Source organism: Agaribacillus sp. DX54 (assembly GCF_056858335.1).
This window is the reverse complement of record NZ_JBXEQE010000037.1, coordinates 1-26,012: the sequence shown is the minus strand read 5'-3', so window position 1 is coordinate 26,012 and position 26,012 is coordinate 1. Positions and strand designations below refer to the sequence as shown.

Annotated in this window: 23 protein-coding genes and 1 pseudogene; 6 read left to right on the top strand and 18 right to left on the bottom strand. The window is 42.6% G+C overall.

Going from position 1 to position 26,012, the window contains the following annotated elements; all coding sequences use genetic code 11:
* Positions 1-770: 770 nt before the first annotated feature.
* A pseudogene (locus tag AC04NP_RS26285) lies at positions 771-1,010 on the top strand (DUF6999 family protein); the annotation flags it as partial.
* 207 nt (positions 1,011-1,217) lie between these two features.
* Here the strand turns inward: AC04NP_RS26285 and AC04NP_RS26280 are convergent.
* The 3 genes from AC04NP_RS26280 to AC04NP_RS26270 all read right to left on the bottom strand — a co-directional run bounded on the left by AC04NP_RS26280 (position 1,218) and on the right by AC04NP_RS26270 (position 3,194).
* Complete coding sequence (locus tag AC04NP_RS26280; RefSeq protein ID WP_482863057.1) at positions 1,218-1,700, bottom strand: Panacea domain-containing protein; 483 nt, start codon at positions 1,698-1,700, stop codon at positions 1,218-1,220.
* Between the two features lie 136 nt (positions 1,701-1,836).
* Complete coding sequence (locus tag AC04NP_RS26275) at positions 1,837-2,766, bottom strand: DUF6607 family protein (protein WP_482863056.1); 930 nt, start codon at positions 2,764-2,766, stop codon at positions 1,837-1,839.
* Positions 2,766-3,194 (bottom strand): DoxX family protein, encoded by a 429-nt coding sequence (locus AC04NP_RS26270; protein ID WP_482863055.1) that lies wholly within the window; start codon positions 3,192-3,194, stop codon positions 2,766-2,768. The genes AC04NP_RS26275 and AC04NP_RS26270 overlap by 1 nt, the downstream gene beginning before the upstream one ends.
* Positions 3,195-3,608: 414 nt before the next feature.
* Here AC04NP_RS26270 and AC04NP_RS26265 point away from each other — a divergent pair, with 414 nt between their 5' ends.
* The 3 genes from AC04NP_RS26265 to AC04NP_RS26255 all read left to right on the top strand — a co-directional run bounded on the left by AC04NP_RS26265 (position 3,609) and on the right by AC04NP_RS26255 (position 5,806).
* Positions 3,609-4,040 carry a hypothetical protein gene (locus tag AC04NP_RS26265; RefSeq protein WP_482863054.1) on the top strand — a complete coding sequence of 144 codons (432 nt, stop codon included), beginning with the start codon at positions 3,609-3,611 and terminating at the stop codon, positions 4,038-4,040.
* A gap of 316 nt (positions 4,041-4,356) precedes the next feature.
* Positions 4,357-4,764, top strand: coding sequence for a hypothetical protein (locus tag AC04NP_RS26260; protein ID WP_482863053.1), 408 nt, complete (start codon positions 4,357-4,359; stop codon positions 4,762-4,764).
* 67 nt (positions 4,765-4,831) lie between these two features.
* Complete coding sequence (locus tag AC04NP_RS26255; protein WP_482863052.1) at positions 4,832-5,806, top strand: helix-turn-helix transcriptional regulator; 975 nt, start codon at positions 4,832-4,834, stop codon at positions 5,804-5,806.
* A 492-nt stretch (positions 5,807-6,298) separates the two neighbouring features.
* On the opposite strand, the gene AC04NP_RS26250 is transcribed toward AC04NP_RS26255, so the two are convergent.
* The 14 genes from AC04NP_RS26250 to AC04NP_RS26185 form a co-directional block, all read right to left on the bottom strand.
* On the bottom strand, positions 6,299-8,104 hold the full coding sequence (locus tag AC04NP_RS26250) for an IucA/IucC family protein (protein ID WP_482863051.1): 1,806 nt from the start codon (positions 8,102-8,104) through the stop codon (positions 6,299-6,301).
* A 17-nt stretch (positions 8,105-8,121) separates the two neighbouring features.
* Positions 8,122-8,709: a GNAT family N-acetyltransferase gene (locus AC04NP_RS26245; protein WP_482863050.1), complete on the bottom strand. Its 588-nt coding sequence runs from the start codon at positions 8,707-8,709 to the stop codon at positions 8,122-8,124.
* Positions 8,709-11,141 (bottom strand): GNAT family N-acetyltransferase, encoded by a 2,433-nt coding sequence (locus tag AC04NP_RS26240; RefSeq protein ID WP_482863049.1) that lies wholly within the window; start codon positions 11,139-11,141, stop codon positions 8,709-8,711. Before AC04NP_RS26240 ends, AC04NP_RS26245 begins: the two co-directional genes overlap by 1 nt.
* Positions 11,138-12,298 carry an MFS transporter gene (locus AC04NP_RS26235; RefSeq protein WP_482863048.1) on the bottom strand — a complete coding sequence of 387 codons (1,161 nt, stop codon included), beginning with the start codon at positions 12,296-12,298 and terminating at the stop codon, positions 11,138-11,140. The genes AC04NP_RS26240 and AC04NP_RS26235 overlap by 4 nt, the downstream gene beginning before the upstream one ends.
* Before the next feature lie 26 nt (positions 12,299-12,324).
* Complete coding sequence (locus AC04NP_RS26230) at positions 12,325-13,656, bottom strand: lysine N(6)-hydroxylase/L-ornithine N(5)-oxygenase family protein (protein WP_482863047.1); 1,332 nt, start codon at positions 13,654-13,656, stop codon at positions 12,325-12,327.
* Positions 13,657-13,660: 4 nt separating this feature from the next.
* Positions 13,661-15,160 carry a pyridoxal phosphate-dependent decarboxylase family protein gene (locus tag AC04NP_RS26225; RefSeq protein WP_482863046.1) on the bottom strand — a complete coding sequence of 500 codons (1,500 nt, stop codon included), beginning with the start codon at positions 15,158-15,160 and terminating at the stop codon, positions 13,661-13,663.
* Positions 15,161-15,625: 465 nt separating this feature from the next.
* Entirely contained in the window at positions 15,626-16,675 is a 1,050-nt protein-coding gene (locus AC04NP_RS26220; protein WP_482863045.1) for a succinylglutamate desuccinylase/aspartoacylase family protein, read from the bottom strand.
* A 202-nt stretch (positions 16,676-16,877) separates the two neighbouring features.
* Positions 16,878-17,078, bottom strand: coding sequence for a hypothetical protein (locus AC04NP_RS26215; RefSeq protein WP_482863044.1), 201 nt, complete (start codon positions 17,076-17,078; stop codon positions 16,878-16,880).
* 189 nt (positions 17,079-17,267) lie between these two features.
* The gene (locus AC04NP_RS26210; RefSeq protein ID WP_482863042.1) at positions 17,268-19,025 is read right to left on the bottom strand and encodes an ABC transporter ATP-binding protein; all 1,758 of its coding nucleotides are present in this window, start codon (positions 19,023-19,025) and stop codon (positions 17,268-17,270) included.
* A 98-nt stretch (positions 19,026-19,123) separates the two neighbouring features.
* Positions 19,124-19,603: an ATP-binding cassette domain-containing protein gene (locus tag AC04NP_RS26205; protein WP_482863041.1), complete on the bottom strand. Its 480-nt coding sequence runs from the start codon at positions 19,601-19,603 to the stop codon at positions 19,124-19,126.
* A complete protein-coding gene (locus tag AC04NP_RS26200) occupies positions 19,603-20,673 on the bottom strand; it encodes an ABC transporter transmembrane domain-containing protein (protein ID WP_482863039.1) in 1,071 nt (356 codons plus the stop codon). Before AC04NP_RS26200 ends, AC04NP_RS26205 begins: the two co-directional genes overlap by 1 nt.
* 485 nt (positions 20,674-21,158) lie before the next feature.
* Positions 21,159-21,527, bottom strand: coding sequence for a DUF1801 domain-containing protein (locus AC04NP_RS26195; protein ID WP_482863038.1), 369 nt, complete (start codon positions 21,525-21,527; stop codon positions 21,159-21,161).
* A gap of 55 nt (positions 21,528-21,582) precedes the next feature.
* Entirely contained in the window at positions 21,583-21,741 is a 159-nt protein-coding gene (locus AC04NP_RS26190) for a DeoR family transcriptional regulator (protein ID WP_482863036.1), read from the bottom strand.
* 31 nt (positions 21,742-21,772) lie between these two features.
* Positions 21,773-22,567, bottom strand: a complete 795-nt coding sequence (locus AC04NP_RS26185) for a DUF3050 domain-containing protein (protein ID WP_482863034.1) — start codon at positions 22,565-22,567, stop codon at positions 21,773-21,775.
* Positions 22,568-23,054: 487 nt separating this feature from the next.
* Here AC04NP_RS26185 and AC04NP_RS26180 point away from each other — a divergent pair, with 487 nt between their 5' ends.
* Positions 23,055-23,207, top strand: coding sequence for a hypothetical protein (locus AC04NP_RS26180; protein ID WP_482863033.1), 153 nt, complete (start codon positions 23,055-23,057; stop codon positions 23,205-23,207).
* Between the two features lie 69 nt (positions 23,208-23,276).
* The gene (locus tag AC04NP_RS26175; protein ID WP_482863032.1) at positions 23,277-23,921 is read left to right on the top strand and encodes a class I SAM-dependent methyltransferase; all 645 of its coding nucleotides are present in this window, start codon (positions 23,277-23,279) and stop codon (positions 23,919-23,921) included.
* Between the two features lie 24 nt (positions 23,922-23,945).
* Here AC04NP_RS26175 and AC04NP_RS26170 read toward each other — a convergent pair whose 3' ends face one another.
* Positions 23,946-25,652 (bottom strand): SpoIIE family protein phosphatase, encoded by a 1,707-nt coding sequence (locus tag AC04NP_RS26170; protein ID WP_482863031.1) that lies wholly within the window; start codon positions 25,650-25,652, stop codon positions 23,946-23,948.
* Positions 25,653-26,012: the final 360 nt, after the last annotated feature.

The window sequence follows — 26,012 nt, the reverse complement described above, 5'->3', positions numbered from 1 at the left end:
TCCTCATTAGACCATATCTCTGTTAAAATACAAAACCGCTACTTTACAAGTTAAAAAGAGTCATGAACTACTATATACAACCCTGGATCATAGCTCTATCCCCTAAACATCCGATTTAAAAATTTGATAAAAACCTTTATCAGTAGTTACAAAGTTTTTAATATCAGCTTATGTACATTAATATGTTTCGCAAATTCCTGGAACAAGTAGGATGTAAATTCTATCGCGTCCGGCCTTCCATGCCCAACCTTTTTCTATTGCCGCTCTCAACTCGTCTATGATCCGATGACGATAAACCTCATGTAGCCGTTAAGCCCAGGTCGCATCCAGGTGTCATTAGCGCATAAGTCCGGCAGGAATACTGAGATCTATGCCTATGGGGCCAACACACCTTTGAATTCAATTAAAAATCCTTTAGATTAGGCCGTCATAATTTAAAAATATCCTGAACTGATCCGTATAGCCAATTGTAGCACAAAGAAACCACTAAGCTGATATATGCCAGAAGTTTTTATTAATTCTATTGGAACCTTCCTTCCAAACAATGCAATTGACAATGAGGAAATGGAGGATTTCCTAGGCCGAATAAATGGAAAAGAAAGCCGTATAAAAAAGAGAATACTTGATCAGAATGGTATTAAACTAAGATACTACGCGCTCGACCGGAAACAGCAAAGTACACATTCTAATGCTCAAATGGCTTCACTTGCGGCAAATACGGCACTAGGGAGAAACGCCATTGTTCCAGAAGACGTTCAACTAATTTCGTCAGGGCTTCAAACTCTCTTCAGTTGGATGAGACAGTCGCCATATACACAACTCAGATACTTGGAACTCCAGGTCATCTCGGCCTAGTGAACAACAAGCACCCGATGGTTCCAATCTCGACATACAGCGCGGCATACAGGCTTGTATTACATGGACTAGCTTCGGAAACTCTACACGAAATTTTAGTGAATATTAAACTTGGAAGATCGGTCGATGGCGTAATGATACCAAAAGTTCCTTGAAAAATAAATACAGAAAAACGTGCTACAATGAGTAAATTAAGATGTGAGATTTTTAAGACAATAATTACAGCCCCAAATTGGATTGCTTTAATGGTTATAACATGCAATGTCTTTGCCTTTTCCTCAGCGAATAGTTCGTTTAACTCTTTCTTTTCTTTTGATGAGGGGATTATTTCCTCATCGGGCAAATTTTTTGGAATTATGGGGTCAGGCGGGGGTTGATTCATTTATGATTTTCTTGTAGTATTCCTTTATTAAATTATTCGGAATTATCGAGTTTACCCCAGAATTCTTTATTGTGATACCCCAAGGTGTATTGGGGGTATGAGTTAATGCGGATAATTGCAATCCGTCTTTATCTTTATAGTGGTTCCAAACAACAGTACAGAATTCACCTATTTTTTCATCTAATTGATATTCATTTGGATTAATTATACCATCATTGTAAATATCGATAAATGACTTGATTTGCCCGCGTCCAAATTTTTTAATTGCTCGATATACGGAGTCTATAACAGGACCATATCTCCATGCTTTCACAGGTTCTTGAATTAAAGGCCTGTCATTGTAACCTAAGAACCACCCGTGTGTAATATACACCAATTTAAGTAGTTTCATAAGTGTTAGTTCAACGCCTTCTTCTATTGATTTGTTGATGAAAAAGTTGGATACTACAAGTGAGGGGTACATCGCTTATACGGTTTAAATTGGCAATATCTGGGTTATCCTTCAAGAACTGGGCCAGGTCACAGGGGGTGCGTGTGTGGTGTTGATAATATTTATTAAACCAGGGAGTGGGTTTATAAAGAAACTAAATGTTTTGTAATTAATTAGTTACCAGTGCCACATCACCTTTTAGGTAGGCGTTGATCGTGGCTTTGATTTTTGCTATGGAGGCGGTACTGTCGTAATCACCTTGCAGCATTTCATCTTCCAGTGCAAACAGCTTCATAAACAAGACCTTGCCATCAATTTTTTTCTCAAATTCGAGCGTTTTTTTGACAGCAAATAACTCATCCCAAACCTTACGCACATCATTCCAATAAGCTTGTTTTTCCTGCCACCAATCTTTGGCCGGCTGACATTTGTTTTCTTCTGTTTTCGTATAAGTATTCCATCCTTTCTCCCTGGCTATGACTTTGTCAGAACCTTGCCTGACTACTTTACCATTGTCCTGCTCATGTACCCAGCCGTAATCTGTAATTTCATGACGGTTCCTTCGTTCCATTACGTTATAGTCGCTGCGCTTACTGAATTCTCTTCTTGGCAGTGGGGCATCAGCAGTATTTTCCCAATAGCTGCGGCCATCTACATGCACCCACGAAGATGAACCTTCGTAACGAGGGCTGTCGTCTACCTGATAAACCTTTTGCGTCCATTGTCCCTTAACAGCATCCGGAGTTTTGCGATCGTATTTCCAGGTATTTTCTTTATAAAAAACATGAAAATCGGTATTCTCATAAAGCCAGTCTTGCCGCCAATGCTTGATAATCATGCTATCTCCTATGACCAACAGGTGTTGCAGTACGATTTTATCTTTGGTTTCTTCTACGGGAAAAATGTATTCCAGGCCGCCGGCACGGTAGTTGTCATGAAACTCATAGTCCTTTTTCTCTGCAAATGTCTCAGCAAAATTGAAGGAAACATCATAGCAGCCACACATAGCCTTAATCGCTTCTATGTCTTGCTTTTTCTTTTTTTGCGCGTACACGGTCCCTAACGTCAGGCAAAACACTATCAATAATAGAGTCTTCATCAGTATATGGTTTTAAAATTTAGAAAAGTTGCTTTAAGAGATGGGTAATACCAGGCTATGATCGCCATGTTGGCTAACAGATAAAGCGCTGTCAAAATCAAATCACCTGTTTCATGCGGTTTTAGAAAGAGGTGGAATAAAAAAATGTTTAAGGTCACCGGCATCAAAAATACAGCGCCGAGCAATGCAAGGTACTGGCTTATCAATAAAGCGCCGGAAACGAACTCCACCGCTCCAAGCATGGGCCAGAAGTATCCGGTCTGCTTCAAACCCTGAATGTAGGCTTTTATTTTTACTACAGAATCGGGCAAATCGGCTGACATTTCTGTTTGTGGCCTAGGTGGTTTAGGAATGAACTTTTGTACACCTGCGTAAATGAACAGACCACCCAGGCTCAGACGTAAAATGACAATCGCTATTTTAAACATTTGCATTGCTTGAAATTAATTTAGCAATTCATATTTAAGGGTTCCTTCAAAAATAGGATTAGTATGCCTTTCATTATCCTTATTTAGATTGCTTCCAAACCACTCAAATGTAGAAGATACATGACAATCTATCAATCGCCAGTATTAGTGAAATTGTAATCACTACAAGTAGTGAGCAAGAACCACTGCAACAGCAAGCGTCAAACACTGTTGCTTTACTATAACAAAGTTATCCACTTTCAATCGTAAGACTATAGAAATCTACACTTACAGGCCCGATACCGATATGAATTTTATCAAAAATCCATTAGATTAGGATTTTGGTAAAATAAATATATACACCACAATGGGTGTATAGCCGATGGTTGACACACACCCGAAACGGCAATTCTTATAAATTCGTTAAAAAAATCCATGGCTGGTTTCATATTCTATAAGGAACACGAAATAGTATTTAACAATAGACAGTTCAATAGCACCATTACTTTTGTTAGTGAAGTCGCCCGTAAAATGGCCAATGAACATGCGCTCGAATACGTAGTTAAGATGGAAAAATATGTTGAAAACTATTATTCGGGAATGTGCTTTGACATAGAAGAAGATTTTCCTGAAATTGGAGAGAAAAAGTTTTGGGCAAGCATGTTCTACGAAACTGCCAGAGAAATATTTGAAAGGAACATTGGCATGCACGAATATTTTTTCTGGCAGACACAAAGAATTTATCAAATTTATGGCACCGGTGATCTTTTTAAGAAGGCAGTAAAAGAAATTGAGCCAAAATGGTATCCGGATATTAGAGATTATCGTGAATTTGACGAATGGATTAACAAGAAACAACCAGAGTAGACGTGTGCCGACAAATGCTAAAAATGAATATACGAACTCCGTAACAAACTTCCGGGTCTCGTTTCCAACCGGGTGGTGGACAGTTGCATGAATTGATAAATCAGCAGATTTTACCGCCAGTGATACCCCTGAAACGGGGGATAAAAGGTCACGTCCGTTGGCAACATTCTCAGGAGAGAAACGCTATAAAATACCCGTAGAAAAGGTACCTTTTATCTAACCAAACTAGTGACATAAAATCACTAGTTATAGCAATTGACCGACCTTGCACCTAGCATTAGCTTTGTACTATTTACAACCTATCCAAATGATTGAGATGAAGCAATTCACGTTTCCGGTGATCTTCCTATTAATCTCATCCTCCATTGGCGTTCAACCTATATCGGGGGATAAGTACCCCGGAGGTGATCCAATTCTTTACAGTTTCGATGACCGGTTCTTTGATCAGCATCCTGGCGAAGCATTCGATCCTCATAGCATGCATGGCCAATACAAAAAGGCAAGCCTGGCAGAGAAAGTGGTCCGCATGAATTATGACAGACAGGTCGGGGCCATGCGTGGTTTCCCGGGAAAAATCATCGTTGCTTCGATGAGCGAGGTAAGCGCCTTTCTTTCCGGTACCGGCTCTATGGGCTTGACAGAAAGCGTAAAGATTACGAAGACAAAACTATCATTAAAACGCGGGACAGGACGGCCCGAAAAAAGGATGAAATCAAAGTTATAAAGAACCGAAAACCGCTATAAGAAGTGTTAAGCGCTGCTTTATGTAAATAAATCACCCAAAAATTAAGATGATAAGATTAGCTATGTATGGAGTAGAAAATGAGAAAGTTGGCTTTAATCCATATTGCTTATTATGTCCTTACACACAAATTAAAAACAAAGAGAATAACAATGGCTTGATAAAGAAAGAATATACTTTCCTGCCGGATTTCGGCACCGGGAAGCTGGTAGCCTATTGGTTTGACGGGCTTGTTGTATGTATGGTAGATGCTTGTTTGAAGCGAGACCTGAAATCCGCTTGTCATGTGACATCTCCGAGGCTGGATCTATCTTACCTCATTGAAGGAGAGCAGATCATAGAGGTGGGTGAAAAGCAAGTGTTAGTCTTTGAAAGCCAGGAAAGTTATATGGTTTATCTTACGAATACCAAAGCAACCATACAATACAATTGCAACAAGTGTTTTCGCGAGGTGCGGATCAGGATAAGTCCGGACTTCGTTAAACATTACAGGCTACAAGAATTGTATCCTCCCGGAAAGGGAATTATGATCGAGGACCTTCATCCGAATAGTACCAAACCGTTGTGTCCTAAAACCCGAAATATTTTGGCCGAAATGATCCAGGATAAGCAACATGGGCTTATCAAGCGATTATTTTTGAAGTCGAAGGTGCTAGAGTTACTGACGTTGCAACTCTGTACCTTAAAGGATGCACCCCAGGCTAATGCGCTTTCAAAAAAACTATACGAGGTGGCTGCGCTCATTGAGAAAGATGTGACTAAGATATTCACGATCAAGGAGCTTTCAAAGCAAGTAGGCATAAACGACTATACACTTAAAAAAGAATTTAAACGCCTTTTCGGTACTACAATCAACGAGTACTCGACTGATTTAAAAATGAAAAAGGCCAAAACACTGCTTACCATGAGCAACAAAACGATTACTGAAATTTCAGAATTGATAGGGTATAAAAATCCTACCCATTTTACAGCAGCTTTTAAAAGAGTAGTCGGTGTTACTCCAAAGGTTTATCGAAATGCCTGAGTTCAGGATAAGCAATTACGGTTTATTCATAAGCAACCACTGACACGAGTACACTCCCCCATTGGCAAAGTCTATGACTAAAATTCTTTATTTTACTTTCTATTGAGTTTTTGGTTTACCTTGTTGTTTTCTTGTTATCGCCCGGAACGCAATAAATAACCTCACGTTTGTTATCGTATGCCCTTGCAATAAACGCCGCGAATGGCCATCTCCCAGAAAAAGTTTTCCTTGATAACGCGCACTACTGCTGAAGTCCGGGTTTTTCACCCCTTCATAATTGACAGATTTGCAATGGTATTGTCCCAGATGTCCATTATTCTAACATTTGTAATTGAAACTTAATGTAAACACCGTTTTTCCTTCTTCCAGGTATTGATCTGGTTTATCTCAAGGGTATAATGATGCTTTTCTAAAAGTTTGTCGGCCTCCTGCATAGCGATATTTTTAAAGCCTTTACGGGTAGGCGATTTTTAGATTTTCGACACGCAATCATTATACCTTTAATTTCTCTCTAAATTCGCCAATGGGATTCTTAAGTATTCCCGCCCATTGCAAGCTTGCGATGGGGTCGGCCAGGTTCAACATTTCTTTGGTGTTTTGAAGTTGTAATCGATTAAGACAACACCTGCCAAACTCCTCTTTAAAGAAATCATACCGCTTAAATTGTGCAGCCAGTTCGGGGTGTTCTTCCCGGTAATGGTGTATACAGTGAGCAACCTGTTCCCAGAATAAGCTTTCAGGACAACCGCCATATTCAACCAGTATATTAGATACAAACCTGAAAAAGCAATCAAATATATCTGTAAAAATGTACGATAATTTCATTTCGTCCGATGTCTCCTTGTAAAGGCGTCGGGCATCCCCGGAGAATTCTATGCGATCATTAAATACAATTACTTCTTCAGTAATATCCTTCATAATGGCTTTGACGGGTATGTGGCCTTCCATGACCAGGATCAAATTTTCGCCGTGAGGCATGAAAACCAGTTCATATTTGTAAAAGCAGTGCAATAAGGGCCGGAGATAGCAATTAAGATAGCTACGTATCCAATCCCGGGGGGTCAGCCCGGAAGCCCTGATCATCTCGATCATCAATGCTTTTCCGGGGCTATCGACATGAAGCAATGCAGCCATAGTCATTAACTGCTGCCCTTCGGTAATCTTAGTTAATGGACTTTCCCGCCATAAGGCAGAAAGCATCTTGTTGTGCGCTTTGGTTTTGCCCAGTGGTTCGTAATACAAATTTCTATAGCCTGCAGTAGCCACCTCACTGAGCATTTCAAACCCCACTTTGTTAAGGTATTCATCACCCTGTAGTAATTCGTTTATCCAGGTGGTAATACCCGGGGTGCTCTGCATATAATAAGGCGATAAACCTCGCATAAAGCCCATGTTTAAAATCGATAAGGAGGTTTTCACATAAAACTTCGCAGGGTCGCTTTGATTATAAAGCGTGCGTATGGACTGTTGAGCACTATATCGGCTTGATGATTCTCCCAGAAAGACAATATTTTCGTTGGCTATATCCGGGGAAAAAGCATGACTTATCTTATTGTTCCACTGCCACGGATGAACAGGTATAAAAATAAAATCCTGAGGATCCAGACCTCGTGAGCGTAATGTATTTTCAAATTCTAAAATCTTTTTGGGCCCCAATTCCTGCCCGAGTACTTCCTGATAGTTGAGTTGTTCGATACAAGCAAACTGCGCACGACTTTTATGACCGGCTATCCAGGTAATCCGGAAGGGCTGATCGGCCTCAGGAGCATATTTTTTGTATTCTTCGGCGCTGAATCCTAGGCGCCCGTTGTTAGCCACGAAGCAGGGATGGCCTTCCTTCATGGCATGCTCGATAGTTTGAAAATCTGCTGTCACCAGGTCATCCGAGCTAAGGTTATGATAACACTCCTTATAAGCCAGACTGTTAAGTGTACCTGTTATTTCTTCCATGTAGGTTGGCAGCATTTCATCCGGAATGCCAAGTGTCTCTTTTAGCTCAACGATAAATACCAAAGCATCTAAAGGTTGCTTTGTCTTACCATCCAGCTTTTTAATGCTCCGGACATCAATATGCCAGTGGTCCAAGGCACGCCTGGCAGCCCGGAACCGGTAAGTAACGCCAGGCTTATCTGTGGGCATAGTATATTTTGCCCAGCCATCACTTAGCGCCTGCACGGGCATAGGTCTTATGATAAGTTCATGAGCAAACTCACTGATCGCTTTGCGAATATGCGCCCTGTTTACCCTTTCCCAAATGGCCGCTTTTAAATGTCCGGGCTGTTTTCGTAAAGTGTCCATCTTCTATCAGGTCAGGGTTACTTCAAATTTTCTAAGGCGGCGAGATAATCAGCGCGTGTACACCAGGCAAGGCTAGCGGTTTTGCCAGGCAGTTTGATATTTCCCTGGTATTGAAATCCTGCCCGCCTGTTCAGGACATGAATTTTCTCATTCCTGACATCAGGCTCCACCACCACGCGGTCGGTGTGTGGGTGACTGAACATAAAGTCCATGACGGCAGAGAAGACATTCCATGTAAAATCCGGGATTCGTTTTTGGGCAGGAGCTACGAGAATATGCATGCCGTAATCACCGGGTTGCACCTCGTAAAACTGACCGATCATATCTTCCGAAGCTTTGTAGCGCTCCATCATAAAGATGGTGTTACCATTCAGCAGTCCAAGGTAAATCTCGTATTGATCCCGTGCCAGTAACTCTTTATGGGCTTGTTTCACCTGCTCCAGGGAAAACTCCTGCATACCCCAATAGACGGCATACGGTTGTATCACCCAGCCATGGATGGTGCGCATGTCATTCTCCAGGTCCAGCGGACGCAAACGGATTTCCCCTAAGCCAGGCACCTGCTTTGCAAAGGTAACGGCTGAATCAGTGTACAATCGAAGCATTACAATACAACTATTTCAGATGCCACTTTTTTAAAGGGAGCGATCGGGTTGCCCAGGCGGCCTGCGAACTGAAGCAGGGCAACCGGATCATCGAGATCGATCATTTGCTTATGGTTATTCAACTGCAAGCGGTTGAGACATGAGCGTTGAAAATCTTCTGCGAACAGATCGTATCGCTCAAACTTGTCTGTCAATTGAGGATATCTTCGTTGGTAGTTATGAATGTTCTCTGCCACGAGCTTCCAGAAATTCTCTTCCCCGTATCCGGCGTGCTCTTCCAGCAGGTGGGACATAAAGCGGAAGAAACCATCGAAAATGTCTGTAAATATCGAAAGCAGCTTAACATCTTCAGGTACGGACACGTACATTCTTTTCAACGGTCCGGGAAGCTCCACATCAGGGTTGAGAATAGCCGCTTCTTCGGTAATATCTTTCAATAATATACTGCGGGGTACATGATTTTCCATTACCATGATAATATTCTCCCCATGAGGCATAAACACTAAATCAAAGTGATAGAAGCAATGGACTATCGGGCTTAGATAAGCCTTGAGGTACTTTCGCAACCAATCATCTGTCGATAACCCGGAGGCCTTGATGATCTCGGGCAACAGCGCTTTTCCCTCATGATCGACATGGAGAAATGCAGCCATGGTCATAGGAGTCTGGGTTTCTTTTATAGCCCCCATCGGGCTTTCACGCCAAAGCGATGCGAGCATTTTATTGTAATCGTTATGCGGACCAAACTCTTCGAAGTACGGGTTTTCATAACTCACCGAAGCAATTTCACCGAGCATGCTAAAACCGGTTTCTTTGATGAAAGGATCATTGTAAAGAAGTCCCTCCAGCCAGACTGCCATTTTAGGTGCAGTGCCCAGATAATACAAAGGCAGCCCCCGCATAAAGCCCATGTTCAAGATGGAAAGCGCTGTTTTGGTATAGAATTTATGAGGGTTTGAAATGTTGAAAAGTGTCCTGATCGATTGCTGCGCAAGGTATTGGTCAGGCCCATAGCCCAGGCATACCAGCTTTCCTTTGGCAATCTCCGGGGCAAATATATGGGCCAGCTTGTTAAACCACTGCCACGGATGCATAGGAATAAAGTAATAGTCTTGCGGATCGAAACCTTTGTCACGGATCACCCCTTCAAAAGAACTAATGGTATCGGTGCCAAGCTCTTGTTGTAACAGGTTTTCGTACGGCAGTTTTTCAATGGCTGCATAGACAGTTTGATCCTTATGGCCAGCGAGCCATAACAGTGAGAACGAATTTCCTGCCTCAGGAGCATAAGACCGATAATCCCCGCTATCGAAACCAATACGGCCATTGTTAGCGACAAACCCGGGATGTCCTTCTGTCATGGATTGCTCGATAGTTTGGAAATCTGCATGCACAAGCTCCTCCGAAGCCGGATTGCCTTTGGTGAATTTAAAGACACTTCCCTGTAAGGTACTTATAACCTCTTCCAGGTAGGTAGCGAGTGTGGCAGCGTCTATGCCCAGTTGTTGTCTAAATTCTTTGATAAACAGTATGGCATCAGGGGTTTGCTCTTTATTGGTAACAACCTTCCTGATCGACCCGGGATCAATCCAGAGGTGCTGCATGGCCAAGGGCCTGGCATTGAACACATAGCTTATGCTTTCATCATCAGCAGTAACCTTGTAAGCATTCCAGCCGTTTTCCAGTTTTTCCAGGATGACAGGTTTAATGAGTAGCTCATGGCCGAATTCACAGAGGGCTTTTTTAATTAACAGTACATTGGCCTGGTCCCAGATGCCTGGCCGAAGGTGTACAACAGCTTGTTGTGGCGAAACTGTATTGTCAAGTGTATTCATAGCACTTCTTTTATTGAATTTTTGTAATGACTTAAATTGTTGATAGCGTTTCCTGTTAAGGAAAGCCAGTTGGGCGGTCTTGTGGGGCAATTCAACCACTTTATCCAGTTGGAAGCCAATGCGTTCACAGATGGCAAACATCTTTTTATTTCGAATGTCCGGCTCGACCAGGATCCTTTCTACAGCAGTATCCTCAAAGACGAAATCAGCAATGGTCTTGAACATATACCACGTAAAATTTCTGACCTTATTTTTACCCGGCGGTGCTACAATAACATGTATCCCACAGTCTGAATTTTGAGCCTCATAATAATCGCTGACCAAATCTTTTTGGGGATCGTATCGCTCCAACAGGAAAGCAGGTGCTCCGTTACACAGTCCTATAAAGACATTATAATGGTCAGGGGCATCGAGTCGCCTGTATTCTTCCTTGACATCCTCAAGGGTAAAGTCTTGCATACCCCAAAAAACTGCATAATCCTGCGTAACCCAGTCATGGATCATGGCTACATCATGCCCAAGATCGAGTGGTCTCAGGCTTACTTCGCCCAGGCCGGCGTAGTTTTTAGAGAATAGATGTTTAAATAAAGCTTTCATACGCCCCGGGTCTTTGGTAATTGTTTAATGCCTGTCTTCACATCATTACTAAAAAAGATACAGTAAGTACCCAACGAGACGATCACCCCTGACAGGGCTACATAAAAAGGGATTTGTAGTCCATGGTTATCCACCACATGCCCCACAGAAAAGGAGGCGATTAATACACCGAGGTTTTGAAAAAAGTGGACCTTACTATAATCAGTTGAGTAGGTTTCGGGCGTACTATGCTGAAAAAGCAGCATATCAAACCTGACATCAGCCTGGAAAATCGCCCACCCATAAATTATACGACCTATAATGACCAGTACGGGTACGGAAGAACCTTGCAACAACAAGCCTGCTATTCCCAAAAGTAGCGCTAGTATAATAGCGTTGGCTTTAATTGACACGCCCCATCTTTTATTCGCCCAAAGCGCCAAAAGGGCAACAAATCCCGGTATGGCATAAACAGCCCCTGAGATGAACTTGCTGTTATATATGGAGATGCTTTCCCAATACCTGGAGAAAAAAGGCCGGATCAGGAAGTCACTGAAAAAGAGCACAAGTGTGATAAGGCCTATTTTAATGATATAGTTTTTTGTGATCAGGCTGCTTGCTTCCGTACCGGAAGCTACGATGATTCTATTCGTATCAAATTGTTGATTCGAAAGCAGGTAGATACTGGTTCCCATAAGGACAAAATCACCGATGGCCATAATAAGAAAGGCGTACTCAACTGAAATAAAATCAACGGTAAGACCTCCAATGATGGCTCCCAGGATACTCCCCAGATGTACCACGACCGAAAGCAGCCCGATCGTATGACCGTGTTCTTTTTCAGAAATGATCTTGAGGATGTAGGGGTAAACCAGTAAATAGCTCCCCTTGAAGAGGATCATGATGAGCGAAGCTGTCCAGAAATTGACATAAGCGTCGGTTTGATAGCAGTAAAGCGCCAACAGGCCGGCAATCATCTGTGTGAAAACCAGGATATGAAGCTCGGCCACTTTTTTCGATACTTGTGCCCAGCATGGGAAAGAGATCATAATCATAAAGCAAATGGCTGCAAAATAATACCCCACATGGCGGGGATCTGTAATGCCAAAGCGCGCTTCAAAGAATTGTGGGTAGAAAGGGTGCAACAAATAATCGCTTACTACGGCAATCCATGTCATCCATATTAAAAATGATTTTAGCTTCATCAGGCTTCCACCTTTTCTTTGATGAAAATTTCCTCCTCGTCGGACACCTCAAACTGCTGGGCGGCGATCTTTCTTTCCAATGGGTAGTATTCTTCGCCGGTGATCTCCCGGATAATGGTTGCGTTACGATAGCATCCCATTCCGAGATCGGGGGTCACAAAACCATGGGTATGCAATTCGGCATTCTGGACAAATATTTCATGGCCCTTTGTGTCAATGCTATAGTTGCGGTCGACCTTATAGCGATTTTTGTGATCCCAGGCAATGCGGTCTGAAATGCCCCGGATAAAACCAGGAGTCTTGTAACCGTAACCTGTTGACAAGACAAGTGCTTCTGTCTTGTGCCGGTAATATTTATCCTGCTCTACCTGGTGAAGTTTAAGATTAAATTGGTCCTGATCATAATCTGCATCGACCAGTTCTGAATTGGTACGTAACTGTACTTCAATGTCATGGCTTAAGCGCTTCGCATAGATCATGTCAAAAATATCCGCAATCAGGCTCTGGTTAATGCCTTTGTAAAGGTGTTGCTGTTCTTTTAGCAATGCATCTCTTTTCGATGGCAGCAGGTTGTAGAAATAATCTACGTATTCCGGTGATGTCATCTCCAGTGTAAGCTTGCTGTAATCCAACGGAAAGAAACGCGGTGAACGTGTGATCCAATTGAGCTTATATCCGTAAGTGTCGATCTCTTTCAAGAGATCGTAAAAAATTTCTGCGGCACTTTGACCACTGCCTATTATAGTGATCGATCTTTTAGACTGCAACGCTTGCTTGTGATTGAGATAAACAGAAGAATGAATGGCCTTGTTTTTCAATGACTGGCAGCATTCGGGAACTATTGGACTCGTACCCGTACCCAATACAAGCTTCCTGGCCTTATAAATGAGAACTTCGCCCGATTTGATGTTCCTGGCTGTAACTATGTAGCATGCCTCCGGATCACTGTATTGTACCTGTGAGACTTCAATCCCAAAGTGTACATTCGGTAATTTTTCGATAGCCCATTGGCAATATTGGTTATATTCTTTTCTAAGCAAGAAAAAGCACTCGCGGATGTAAAAAGAATAAATGCTGCCCTTTTCCTTGATATAATTCAAAAAGCTGAAGGGGCTTGTGGGATCGGCCAGTGTGACCAGGTCTGCCATAAAAGGTACCTGAAGGGTGGTGTCCTGTAGCATCATCCCCGGATGCCAATCAAAATGTGCTTGTTTGTCGAGAAATATACCTTCCAACTTGTCTATAGGTGCAATAAGGCAGGCAAGGCTCAAATTGAACGGACCAATGCCCACAGCCAGAAAATCCAGTATTTTATTTGTATTTGACGGCATAGTGTCAGTATCTGTTAATAGCCTTGTATTCCAGGCCGGTTTCTTTTATCATTTTAAGGATGTTCATTACATCTTTTATGGTTGTGGCCGGATTGAGAAAAGTAAACTTCAAAAAAATACTTCCGTTTAACTTTGTACTGGCGATAGCCGCCTGCCCGGAGTTAAACAGTGTATTCTTTATGTATTTGTTGATCGCATTATGGACCTTTTCATGCGCAACCACAGGAGATTTGAAGCGAAAGACCATGGTACTCAGCTCAGGCTTATGCGCTACTTCAAAATGCGGATCGGCTTTCAGTGTTTCATAAACTTCGAGTGCAAGCAGGTGTACTTTTTCCAATGAGGCAGCCAATGCTTTTCTACCTGTAACCTTTAGTGTAAACCATAGCTTCAGCGCGTCAAACCTTCGGGTTGTTTGAATGGATTTCTCTAAGAGGTTGGGCTGATCTGCATTTTTACTATCTAACGGATTCAGATAGTCGGCGTAATGCGAAACATATCGAAAATGCTTTTGGTCTTTTAGCAGAAAAGCACTGGAACTGACCGGTTGAAACAAGGTCTTATGAAAGTCAATGGTCATGGAATCTGCCTGGTGGGCGGTATTTAGCAAATGCTTGTGCGTATCCGTCAGCACATAGCAACCGCCGTAAGCGCCATCCACATGTAACCACATATCATACTGTTGTGCAATAGGGGAAATATCGGCTAACGGGTCGAAGCTTCCGTAATCTGTTGTGCCCATCGTAGCAACTACTGCTATAGGAATATTCCCCGCTTCTTTTTCTTCTTTAATGGACCGGGCCAGTGCTTCAGGTTTTAATTTCATACGCTCATCCACCTTAACCGGCACCACCGAATGGTAGCCCATGCCAAGCAAGGCAGCATTCTTTTTAATGCTAAAGTGTGCTTTTTCAGAACAGAAGATCCTGAATTTGTTCACAACATCGGACCAACCATTTTCTTTAATGTTCAAGCTAAAATGTTCAAAAGCATAATGGTCCCGGGCCATAAGCTGGGCCATGAAATTAGACTGCGTACCACCACTTGTGAATACGCCATCGGCTTGTTCACCCAATTTCATTTCATGGCATATCCACCGGATCACTTCCTGCTCAATCAAAGTAGCAGACGTGCTTTGGTCCCATGTTTCTACAGCCGTATTGACGGCCGAGGCTATCAGGTCCCCCACTAAAGCGGCAATCGTCACCGGGCAGTTCAGATGAGCAACGTAGTCAGGATGATGAAATGAGATCGCATGATCCAGGTAAAGCATCTTAACCTGCTCAAGCGCATCATCGATGGTGAGTGGATACTCCCGGTCTACCTGAAGCAGGTCTTGTTTAGACTTTAGCATTTCGGGTTTTTCGCCGCTATAAAAGCGATCATTTTCCAAAAACCGGTTGATCTGGTTAACAGCCTTCCGAATGGCTTCACTATATGCATACTTTGATTGTGTTCCAAAGAAATGATGGGTTTCAGTTATCTGATTGACAGTTGACAGCATCGCTTATTTTAATTTGGTCTTAATAAATATTAGGCAAAAGTACAGTACGCCATGACCATCATTATGACGCTATTAGGAGAAAAAATGACGTGATTATTTGCCCCGGAACTAATACGCTGAGACTGAACAGAAAATAATTGCGTTTACCATCAACTTTAAAAAAAAACTTAAACAGCTTTGTAAAACCCCCGAAAAAACTTTTTCCAGTCAGAAAATAAATTGTAAAAACGGTTGTGGCTGAACAGATGGCTCAAAGAGAAGATGTTACCGGTTAAACTTCGAAGAAGGCATACAAAAAACAGAAGAAAATTCCAGGGATTATTGCTATTGATTTTGCTTTTCTCATACATTGACAACTTGCAAAATTATTGGCATGGCCAGGCAGTGCAAAAGGCAGGCCACCGAATTGCATATGCCTGTTTTGTCAATGGTAAGCGTATTCTATTTGGTCATAAATATGTGTTGCTATTCTACAACTCCAATGGCTGCCAATGTCTCTCCTGCATTCACAGGAGGCGTTCCCAACATATAAAGTATGATCCCACTGCTATCCGCATATACCTCTTCTATGGTTTTATTAAAAAAATCCGTGATATAGCCTATTTTCATCCCTTTCCGTACAAATGTACCACTTGTTTTTAAAGGATAGAATAAGCCTGTATGATCACTGATTATATAAAATCTTTCATCTATGAAGGCTATTCCTTTTGACAGAATAGGAGTTCCTTGAGTCATTTGCAGGTGATTCAATAAGCGCTCAATGCCTTCAACAATCTTTTCCACAAACCTTTCCTCAACCCTACCCAGTCTTCCGCATTCTATGTCTGCAGCCGGTATTCCTCTTTTGAAAGCCTGAGCAGAACAATAAAGGCTCGGCAACCCTTCTTTCATGTAATCCTTTTCGGTGGTTTTTAGGACAATTACATGATCAAACCCCAAACTCATGGCTATTTCCCTGCCCTTCGCTGAAATATCCGGTTTTTCATCATGTTGGTAATAGGCCACATAAGGCATTAAATCTTCGGGGGCGTCACCACTATGCATATCGACAAAATAATTACAACGAGGAATGACTTTTTCCGATATAAAATTTGCGATGCGTTCTGTGATTGTTCCATTCGGATTGCCTGGAAATGAGCGATTCAGGTTTTTTTTATCCAACGGATTTATATAAGGAGACCTGCCCAGAAAGCTTCCTACGTTGGCGGTTTGAATAAGAATCACCGTGCCTGTGAGCGCCTGGGGGTCAATTTTCTTTATTAGTTTCTGGGCGGCGAGAATGGGGGCATATTCGTACCCATGAACACCCGCTGTAATACCTAAAACGGCCCCGTTTTCTTTACCATGAAAAACAGTGATGGGAACAAAAGTTTGGGTTTGTCCATCTGAAATATTTATGGTAAAATGACTTTTTGTACCCGGTAATAGGGTTTTCCCATTAAATTCAAAAGGGGTTTGTCCATTGAGTCCGGACCAAAAAGCACAGCTAAGCAGTAAAATCAGTATTTTATTCATCTGTTGACAATTGAATGATACACTTCACCTGGCGCCCCGGATAAATTTAGGTCGGCAAACGCCTGGCTCATGCCGTATTTTTTAGTTAAGTTTATTGCCTGTGGCATGTATCAATGATTAATGTTACATGCCCCTCCACAAATGCAACAGTATTGCAAATATAACAGGAAGTTTTAAACGTAAAACATTTGCGTTTACAATTTTATAAGAAAAGTACATTTTCCGGATCGGCTTCTAATGATCGCTTTCTATGAATAAAAATCATAGGCCACTTCACCCATTCGATCAATTCATTGTTTTTGATTTCCCAGTCCCAGGGCACGAAAAACATGCCGATGTGATACATAATCAGCATGTCAAAAACGATTACCCTGATCCGGTCTATGTCATACCTTCTATCCATTTTTTAATGATAAAGATATTAAAGATCGGCATGCAGTTGCATCATGTTTGATGAAAAGTCAAAATTTCCGTGTCCACGCCTATTTACAGCTAACATACCAATACCTTTATACACATACATTTATTGAATTTTATGCTGTTTTCATTATATGAAATGGGATGAGACCTATTCCCCGGGATGGATTACTCTTTAAGAGACATCCTCATTGAAGGTTTTCAAATGACTGGTGAATTTCCACCCGACAGATTTTTGTTGGGTGGTCCATAGTTTGGTATACAAACCGTTTTGCTGCAGCAAGGCTTCGTGTTTCCCTGATTCTATGAGTCTTCCTTTGTCCAGCACCAGGATATTGTCAGCCTGTCGTATGGTGGCCAGTTTATGGGCGATCACAATCACGGTTTTATGTTTCACCAATTCGCTGATAGCATCCTGAATGTAGATCTCGTTCTCGGGGTCGAGCGAGGAAGTGGCCTCATCCAGCAAAACAATGGGGGCATCTTTCAGCAGCGCCCGCGCTATGCTGATCCGTTGTTTCTGTCCGCCGGAAAGTTTACTGCCTCCTTCTCCCACTTTGGTATTCAAACCTTTGGGTAACGTGTCTGCAAATTCCAATACCTGGGCTTTTTGGGCAACCTGATGTATTTTTTCCGCCCCGGCATGCGGATTCCCTATCCTGATGTTGTTGTAAATGCTATCATCAAAAAGGTACACATCCTGAAACACCTCACTAATAAGGCCGTAAACAGTGGCGGGAGACATATCCTGTAAGCTGATTCCTCCTATGCTGATTTTTCCTTTCCGGATATCCCAAAAACGGGCCATGAGTGCGGTGATGGTTGTTTTGCCCGATCCGGACGGACCCACCAGGGCTGTCATGGTGTTGGCTGGTGCATAAAAACTAATGTCTGTCAGCACCTTTTTTTCATTTGTATAGCTGAAGTCTACGTTCTCAAAGCGGATATCGTAAGATTGAGGAGTCAGGTTTTTACCCACTTCCTGCTCTTTTGACTCAAGCACTTCAATTACTCTCCGCAGGCTCACATTCATGTAGCTTAGAATGGGGTATTCTACCATAAGTATTTTCATAGGTTCGTACAACCTGTAGCCAATAATCAGGAAAGCAATGAAAGTGGGAATGCCTAAGGTACCGTTGGTAAAATAGTACAGGGCCAGCCAGATCATCAGAATAAAAAATACTTCGAAAACAACTCCTGCCGAAAGAATAACAGGTCCGGGGATGGCTTCCACCCGTATGCTTTCCTTCCTTAGATCAACCAGGGCTTTGTCCAGAGACCGGAAGCGCTCACCCGTCATTCCGTAAGATTTAATGTAACGGATACCCTGTACGTATTCCAAAAACCTGGCACTGGTAGCATTGCGGGCACGGATGTGTTTTTTGCCGTATTTTTCTACCAACCACCTGCTGAAACGGATTAAGGGGATGGCTATCGACAGGGCCACAATGAGTGTGGTTGCCAAACGCCAATCTATGAAAAGGAGAAAAGCAGACAGGATAACCGTGCCAAAAAGGGCATTGGTGATGTTAGTGACGCTGTGCCCGAAAATGTTTTCAAAGTTGGCCACATCTTGTAATACGATGGATGCCAGGTCTTCGGGATCGCGTTTTTTGTAATAACCAAGTGAAAGTTTTTGGAGTTTATTGCCCAGCGCCAGCCTTATTTTACGGCCCATTTCATAAGTGGTCAGGTTAGAGCTAAGCATGGCTTTTTTTGCCACGTAAATTTGCCCCCTGAACAGTAATGCCAGGCTGCCAATCGTTATCCAGATCATTTGAATATCGGGCACTTCTTCAAAAAGCTCCCATAAGACCACCAACAAAATTCCGCTGGGTGCCGCTATGAACATGCCATGTACCCATTCCCAAAAGACGGCCCTGATCACGCCCGGTTTGTCGTATTGAAAGACATATAGTATGTTTCGAATCATCTTTTTAACAGTCTTGTAGCTTACGATGACCACCAGCTTCTTCAAATTGAATGGTGGGATTACGATGATGATACAATGGATAGTTTTTCAAAGTTACTTTAGTATATTTTAAATTCTTTCGCCCGGATATGCGCATGCCACATCTTTGCATATAGTTTGCTGTGAGCCAATAATTCCCGGTGCGTTTTTCCCGCTTTTACCCCGTTGGTTCCAAAGAGTATCACCTGATCCGCATCGGTAATGGTGCTTAGTCGGTGGGCAATAATAATTACAGTTTTGTTTTGAATGAGCCGGCTGAATGCCTGCTGGATGAGGTATTCGTTTTCAGGGTCGCTAAATGCGGTGGCTTCGTCCAGAATAAGGATAGGGGCATCTTTTAGAATTGCCCTGGCAAGTTGGATCCGTTGTTGTTCTCCCCCGCTCAGGTGCACGCCAAATTCTCCAAACCTTGTTTGATAACCCCGGGGCAGTTGGCTGATAAAGGAATGGCATTGGGCCGCCCGGGCGGCCTCTATGATTTCCAGCCCGGATTTATCCATCCCCATGCGAATGTTTTCATAGATTGTTTCCTGGAACATTAGGAAAAACCGACTTCTTTAAACCGGATATCGAAGTGTTGAAAGGATGGCCGGGTGGTTGATGAAGTTTGTTCTGTTTGTTGCAGAATTTCGTCCATCCGCTGTACACCCCGGTTGATCAGGGTAATCTGCATGCCCATGTTAGAGAGGGCAAATACAGGCTTGATGTAACCCACTCCTAAGATCAAAAACAGTAATAAGGTAGAAAGCGAGATATCATTTTGCAAATACAACCAGGTGCCTAACAAGAGAATGGGCAAGGTAGCATTACTGATAAAGCTCATAAACACAGCAAAGGGTGGCGAGCTATTCTTCATCCACAATTTAGCCATACCATCATACTCATTCACCGTTCCGCTGTACCGGTGAAAACTGTCGGCCGTTTGTCCGAAAATTTTCATGACAGGCATCGCTCGCACAAACTCTACGATGCCGCTGTTCATGTCCTCCTGCGCCTGATGGTACTTTTGCATCATTTCTTTGGTATCGGGTGAGCGGAAAACCAGAGGCATCCAGATTGCGAGCACCAGCAAGGGTACAAAGCTGACGGCCGCCAGGCGCCAGTCCACGTAAAAAAGGTAGAGAATGGTTACGACCGGCAGGGTAAATCCCTTTACAAAATCAGGTACCTGGTGAGCAATAAAGTATTCAATCCGCTCTATGTCATCACTTACAATTTTTTTCAATGCCCCGGACGGATAGGTACTGATGAAGCCGAGCGATAATTTCCCTAATTTGGCGGCTGTTTCTTTTCTGAGGGCGTACAAAATATGGAATGCCGCCACGTGCGAGGCCATTCCTGAGGCATAAAGCAAAGCATAGCTGCCTACCCCTGCTGCTATGGCCCATAGCAGGTATTGTTGTATCAAAACGGTATCTAGTGGTGGCTCAACGAGTTCTTTGATGATGTAATACACCAAAATATAGGGTACCAACGCCAGTCCTGCGTGCAGTATAGCCAGGCATCCGGATACAATGAGGTGGTATTTTCTCTTACCCGCTATTTGCAGCAGCCTTAATATTCCGTTTTTAGGTTTTTCTTCCATGCTATCATCCTTTTTGTCTTCCATACTTTCCAAAGGTTTTCGTACATTTCGTGCAAGGAAAGAATGGCTTCAGCACCTGGTGTTTTGTCAGATTTGCCTACTACATCCGGCTGAAGACCCACCCAACCAGGCCAATAACGGACCGACTCCTGCAACCACCGGCACCATTGGCTATCCATATTGGCAGTGTTTGCATAGTTTTGAGCACTGTTTTATTATATAAGATGGTCTATTTTGGTGGATAAAATCCATTTTTTTATTTAGAAATAGTCTAAATAGTTACCTTTACAATGATATGGCACAGGAATCATAATGTGACTACGCAAAATGTAGTTAAAACAACGCAAAACGGAATAAATGACAATCAGGCTTCCCCGGCCAATCCCTTGGTATTCGGTTTTGATGGGTCCATCATATTTACACCATTGTTATTGTCAAAATCGTCATAAGTCATCAAAAGCTTTTTCCCGTCTAACGTATCCGTTTGTTTTACAGGCCCAACCGGTGTTTCATTTCGTTTTTATCTTTCCTTTCCTGTACAGATCCAGGGCATTACGCAATAACCATTCAATGGTCTGAATCGGCAGGTCCTTGTTAGGATTAATTCTGAAAATCTTCATGCGTGTTCGTTTTCCTGTTTCTAATGCCGGATGGTCGAGGTATTTTCCTTCGACAAAAAGCATATAAGGCTGATCCGTTTTTTTATCGGTCCAAAGGTAACAGAACATCTTTTTTCTATAGCAGAAGCAGGGCATTCCCCACTTGCGCGTTTCAGTAACATCCCTATCCTGTCCAAGAATAATGCTCCTCAAAGCCAACAGGCAGCTCTTGTTGGGTTCTTCCTGGTCTTCATAGTATTGATCGACTTCTCGTATCATACTCTTGAAGTTATTTTACGGACACTAAAAAATCAACTTCAGCATCAACAGGATTTTAGGCCCTTTCATCGAATACTTCAAAGTCAGCCGTAAATGTCCTTTCCAAATCCATCTTCCATATCTTTGACCATGCATGCACAATCAATCCCCGGGTCGGGTCTCCTTTTGCGGTCATTTTGACGTAGTTTCCACCAGCCAATGATTTTCCAATCATACCTGCAGGGACTACACTCAGATTGTCAATTTTACAGCCTGGCACTGCCGTGTAGGCTTTTTTCTTCCACTTCTCTTGCTATGTCATCCCACAAATTGATTCTTTGAATCAATGCGGATTGAGCGACATTTAAGATATCATCCCATTTTTTATCATTATCTCCGCAAAGTTCTTGTATCATCTCAATGGATAAGGGGCCGTGTTCGTCGCCGTCCAATTCGATATGCCGTTCCAGATAATACTTTAGTTTAGGGAAGAGGGTTTTATCTCCTCCACTGGATTTGTTAATTATCTCGATAAACATATCGGGAATCAGGTCTTCCCTGCCGAAAGTAAAGGCAGCAGCAATTTTATGTTCCTCATTGGATTTGATGATGTCGAAGGTAAAACTTAAAAATGACTTTTCAGCCGGTTTTAGTTCAGCATTTTTTAATGCAGGTTCCAACGCATTTATATGATTTAATGAATGAATAAAGGTTAAAATTTTGGCGGTATCCGCCCCGATCTCTTGCATTGCTTCCAGGTACATTTCAAAATGGCTTTTCGGTATTCCATGCTCATTAACATCGCTCTCCTCACCGAGCACTATTTCGTTAATGAAACGTGCAATCTTTGGATTTCCTACGGGTTTCCATGGAATCGAAGTACATGTCAACCGGTTTTGAAGCGCCTTAAGCAATGACATAAAATCCCAAACCGCATAAACATGTTTTTCCATAAAAATGCGGATATCGTCCATTTCGGAAAGTAATTTGTATACGTTGTGATTCGTTAAATTAGCTCTGAGGCCTGAAAGTTCTCTTTCGATTAATGCGATCCTATCCATCCAATTTTAGTCTTTATGTGTTAAATACCCTTAAAACACATAATCGCCGTGTTTTGATTTATTTTTTGTTATTTTTTGCTTTTATACAATGTCGCATAAGAGATTTTGGCTCCATTTATACCACGAGAATCGATCATTTACTTACACAAATCCGTTAGATCGTCTCCATATGTACTTTTGGTCATTGGCCCAGGTTTTGCGCCGCCAATTCAGCTATGAATTGCACTAAGAATCTATTAGATTGGAATGCCTTTAACGAAAACAAGTCCTACTACATAATGCTTCACTAAAAGTGGGGCCATCATAACAGAAAAAACCTAATACGCTATAAACTGAATTGTTTTTTTATGAAAACAGAAATTATACTAACATACAATCCGGACAAAGATCATGTGATTTCACGCGTCCTGCCCTTGAGTAATGATGGTTTTGTGGTATTGACCCGCCAGTCCGATCATTGGAGTTTAAATATCCATCCCTTCTTGATTTGGCACAAGAGAAGACTGCGGTAATAACAGACAAAATAATCAGGCAAGGTGACACCTTACCTGGTACCACGGTAATGAAGGAAGAAATGGATAAAGGTGCCAACACTGATACCATAGAGCGAAAAAATAGTCAGCAAGGAAATTGCTTTTAAAGTATGCTATGGGAAAGTGTTTCTCTAATATCCACAAGACAAAAATTCATCACCTCAAAGATTGACAATATGAATCAGAACCCGGATGAAAAATACAAAGCAAAATGGGATAACAGGTATAAAGATCATGAATTTGCTTATGGGAAAGCCCCTAACAGTTTTTTTGAAGTATGGCTCAAAAAATTTGAACCGGGCGCCGTATTGATGCCGGCCGACGGAGAAGGGCGTAATGGTGTTTTTGCAGCACAACTTGGGTGGAATGTCACTTCTTTTGATTTGAGTACGGAGGGGCAATCAAAAGCATTACAACTTGCCAAAGAGCGTGGTGTCACGCTTCAGTATTTGGTTGGGGAACAAGCGCAACTGGGGCTTGAAAAGGAAAAATTCGATGCGATTGGGCTTATATATGCGCATGTTTCAGCAGAGAAAAAGTCGATTTTTCACAGGGAATTGAATAATTATCTCAGGCCGGGTGGAATAGTTATTTTCGAGGCATTCAGCAAAAAGCACCTGCATTTCAGGAACCTCGATCCGAAAGTCGGAGGGCCGGATGAGCTCGATATGTTGTTTTCGAAATCAGAAATAATGGCTGATTTTGAAAATTATGAAATATTAATGCTTGAAGAGGAGGAAATTATATTAAATGAAGGTAAGTATCACAATGGCAGGGGTTCGGTAATCAGATTTGTAGGAAGAAAAACTGCTATGATTTAATTCATTTCAATTCACCAGGCAAAATTAAGCGGGTTCACCCTCGTGGGAGTTATCCAGCCGGACACCCATCACCAGGATGTCATCTGTTTGTTTGGTGTCGCCTTTCCAGTCTTCAAAGGTCTCATGCAGAATCCTTTTTTGATCGGCCACAGGTTTGTGGTGAATGTCCAGGAGCAGGTTTTTGAACCGTTTTGTCATAAACTTGGCCCCTTCTTCTCCGCCAAACTGGTCCTGGTATCCGTCAGAAAACAAATAAATCATGGTGGGCTGGTCGATCTGTACAATGTGTTTTTTGAAAGTTTTCTTTACTTCACCGTTTTTCTTGTTTTTTCTCAACCCGCCTATTGGGTGGATATCTCCTTTGATTTGAAAAAGTTCATTATTTTGAATATAGACCAACGGGTTTTTTGCGCCGGAAAACTCGATCACGCCTTTTTCCCTTCTGTAAATGCATAAGGCCACATCCATGCCGTCTTTGTTTCCGGTGGCCTCTTGCTGCAGCGCTGTGTTGATGGTCTTGTCTAAAGTCATCAGGATTTGATCCGCATCGGCCTCGCCCTGGCTGATGATCTGATTGAGCGAATTCATGCCGATCATAGACATGAACGCCCCGGGAATTCCATGGCCCGTGCAGTCTACCGCCGCCATTACAACATCCGGATCATACCAGCTTTTAATTTCCGATATAAAATAAAAATCACCACTAACCGTATCGCGCGGCTTAAACAGAATGAATGAGTCGGGGATTAAGTGCTTGCGCAGGTCGCTGGTATGTAACACCGCCTCCTGAATTCGCTTGGCATAATTGATGCTGCCGTTGATCTTCTGATTTTGGCGGTTAATCTCCTTATTGGCTTCAACCTTTTTGCGATAGCTTATCACTATCACAAAAACCAGGGCGCCTGCCAGTAAAAGTGCTATGATAATAAAATTTCTTACCAGGGCAGCATGCCGCAACTGCGCCTCTTGTTGTTTGATTTGCATGTCGGAGATGGCCTTGTCCTTGTTCAGCAGGTCAATCTGCAACTGTTGATTTTTGCTGATTTGCCGGGCCTCGTCGAGCGAGTCTTCCTTGCGCTGCAAAAGTCCTTCCGTTTGTTGCAGTGAATATTTGACAGCCAGTAAATTGTCTTCAACCCTTCTAAAATCCTGTGATTGCCTGTTGAGCCTGGATTTAACCTGGTCGATCTCGGCATCTGCCTTTTCCACTTTTTCGGCCAGGGCTTTCAATTCCTCACCACTTTTCTGCTGGCTCATTTTCTGGTCCATAATCTTATCGATCATGGCAGTGTACTCCACCGCCTTATGGTTATTGCCCAGTTTTTCATGGTATTTGGCTAATAGCTCATAGCAGGTGATTTCCAGTTCCTCATCACCTAGCTGAATAGCCAGCGCCAGCGCCTCCTCCAGCGGGGCAATAGACCGTTTGTGACGGCTCAGCGAAGCATAGCTCACCGCTACATCTACCAGTCCGGCGCCGATAAATTCGTTTTTGCCGATGGCCCTGGCCGCTTTCAGGGCTTTTTGAAAATTGTTAAGGGCTTTGGAATGATTTCCCTGGTTCAAATAAGCCACCCCCAGCCGCTGGTAGGACAGATATACCAACATAGGCTCCTCCCCTTTGTTGCCATAACTTACGGCCTGGGAAAAAAACTTTATCGCATTGTCACGATCACCTTTGCCGTCAAAAGCTTTGGCAAGCTCGTAGCTTAAATTAGGAGGCTTTGCCATAATTCTCGTTATTCAGCGCCGTATCGAGCTGCTTCCGGAATTCCTGCACTTTCATCTCCTGTCCCTGCGAGACAACAGACACAGCTAACATAAAACATAAAAAACAGAGATGTGAGGTGTTAAAAAAGTTTCCCATAAATTCGTCAACCCGGAAAAAATAAAGTGATTCAGGTAAAATCTAAATTTAGGAAAGTTGGGGCAGGGAGTAATTTCTAATGTAATTGAAATATTTCATATGTGCGTTCTGGGGGGTTTGTTGCCATAAAGTCCTTACCCAGTCATAGTATGACTCAAATCTGCCCCTCTCGTAAAATCATTTCAAGTGCCAAAAATAGCAAATACTAAAAGCATCATTTTAAC

What these genes read in the sequence shown, in the direction of transcription:
- AC04NP_RS26280 (WP_482863057.1), bottom strand. Translation starts at nt 1,700, where the DNA reads ATGTACCCCTCACTTGTAGTATCCAACTTTTTCATCAACAAATCAATA.
- AC04NP_RS26190 (WP_482863036.1), bottom strand. Translation starts at nt 21,741, where the DNA reads ATGATTGGAAAATCATTGGCTGGTGGAAACTACGTCAAAATGACCGCA.
- AC04NP_RS26205 (WP_482863041.1), bottom strand. Translation starts at nt 19,603, where the DNA reads ATGTTCCAGGAAACAATCTATGAAAACATTCGCATGGGGATGGATAAA.
- AC04NP_RS26200 (WP_482863039.1), bottom strand. Translation starts at nt 20,673, where the DNA reads ATGGAAGACAAAAAGGATGATAGCATGGAAGAAAAACCTAAAAACGGA.
- AC04NP_RS26260 (WP_482863053.1), top strand. Translation starts at nt 4,357, where the DNA reads ATGAAGCAATTCACGTTTCCGGTGATCTTCCTATTAATCTCATCCTCC.
- AC04NP_RS26230 (WP_482863047.1), bottom strand. Translation starts at nt 13,656, where the DNA reads ATGCCGTCAAATACAAATAAAATACTGGATTTTCTGGCTGTGGGCATT.
- AC04NP_RS26235 (WP_482863048.1), bottom strand. Translation starts at nt 12,298, where the DNA reads ATGACATGGATTGCCGTAGTAAGCGATTATTTGTTGCACCCTTTCTAC.
- AC04NP_RS26250 (WP_482863051.1), bottom strand. Translation starts at nt 8,104, where the DNA reads ATGGACACTTTACGAAAACAGCCCGGACATTTAAAAGCGGCCATTTGG.
- AC04NP_RS26270 (WP_482863055.1), bottom strand. Translation starts at nt 3,194, where the DNA reads ATGTTTAAAATAGCGATTGTCATTTTACGTCTGAGCCTGGGTGGTCTG.
- AC04NP_RS26255 (WP_482863052.1), top strand. Translation starts at nt 4,832, where the DNA reads ATGATAAGATTAGCTATGTATGGAGTAGAAAATGAGAAAGTTGGCTTT.
- AC04NP_RS26210 (WP_482863042.1), bottom strand. Translation starts at nt 19,025, where the DNA reads ATGATTCGAAACATACTATATGTCTTTCAATACGACAAACCGGGCGTG.
- AC04NP_RS26185 (WP_482863034.1), bottom strand. Translation starts at nt 22,567, where the DNA reads ATGGATAGGATCGCATTAATCGAAAGAGAACTTTCAGGCCTCAGAGCT.
- AC04NP_RS26265 (WP_482863054.1), top strand. Translation starts at nt 3,609, where the DNA reads ATGGCTGGTTTCATATTCTATAAGGAACACGAAATAGTATTTAACAAT.
- AC04NP_RS26275 (WP_482863056.1), bottom strand. Translation starts at nt 2,766, where the DNA reads ATGAAGACTCTATTATTGATAGTGTTTTGCCTGACGTTAGGGACCGTG.
- AC04NP_RS26245 (WP_482863050.1), bottom strand. Translation starts at nt 8,709, where the DNA reads ATGCTTCGATTGTACACTGATTCAGCCGTTACCTTTGCAAAGCAGGTG.
- AC04NP_RS26195 (WP_482863038.1), bottom strand. Translation starts at nt 21,527, where the DNA reads ATGATACGAGAAGTCGATCAATACTATGAAGACCAGGAAGAACCCAAC.
- AC04NP_RS26225 (WP_482863046.1), bottom strand. Translation starts at nt 15,160, where the DNA reads ATGCTGTCAACTGTCAATCAGATAACTGAAACCCATCATTTCTTTGGA.
- AC04NP_RS26215 (WP_482863044.1), bottom strand. Translation starts at nt 17,078, where the DNA reads ATGGATAGAAGGTATGACATAGACCGGATCAGGGTAATCGTTTTTGAC.
- AC04NP_RS26240 (WP_482863049.1), bottom strand. Translation starts at nt 11,141, where the DNA reads ATGAAAGCTTTATTTAAACATCTATTCTCTAAAAACTACGCCGGCCTG.
- AC04NP_RS26175 (WP_482863032.1), top strand. Translation starts at nt 23,277, where the DNA reads ATGAATCAGAACCCGGATGAAAAATACAAAGCAAAATGGGATAACAGG.
- AC04NP_RS26170 (WP_482863031.1), bottom strand. Translation starts at nt 25,652, where the DNA reads ATGGCAAAGCCTCCTAATTTAAGCTACGAGCTTGCCAAAGCTTTTGAC.
- AC04NP_RS26220 (WP_482863045.1), bottom strand. Translation starts at nt 16,675, where the DNA reads ATGAATAAAATACTGATTTTACTGCTTAGCTGTGCTTTTTGGTCCGGA.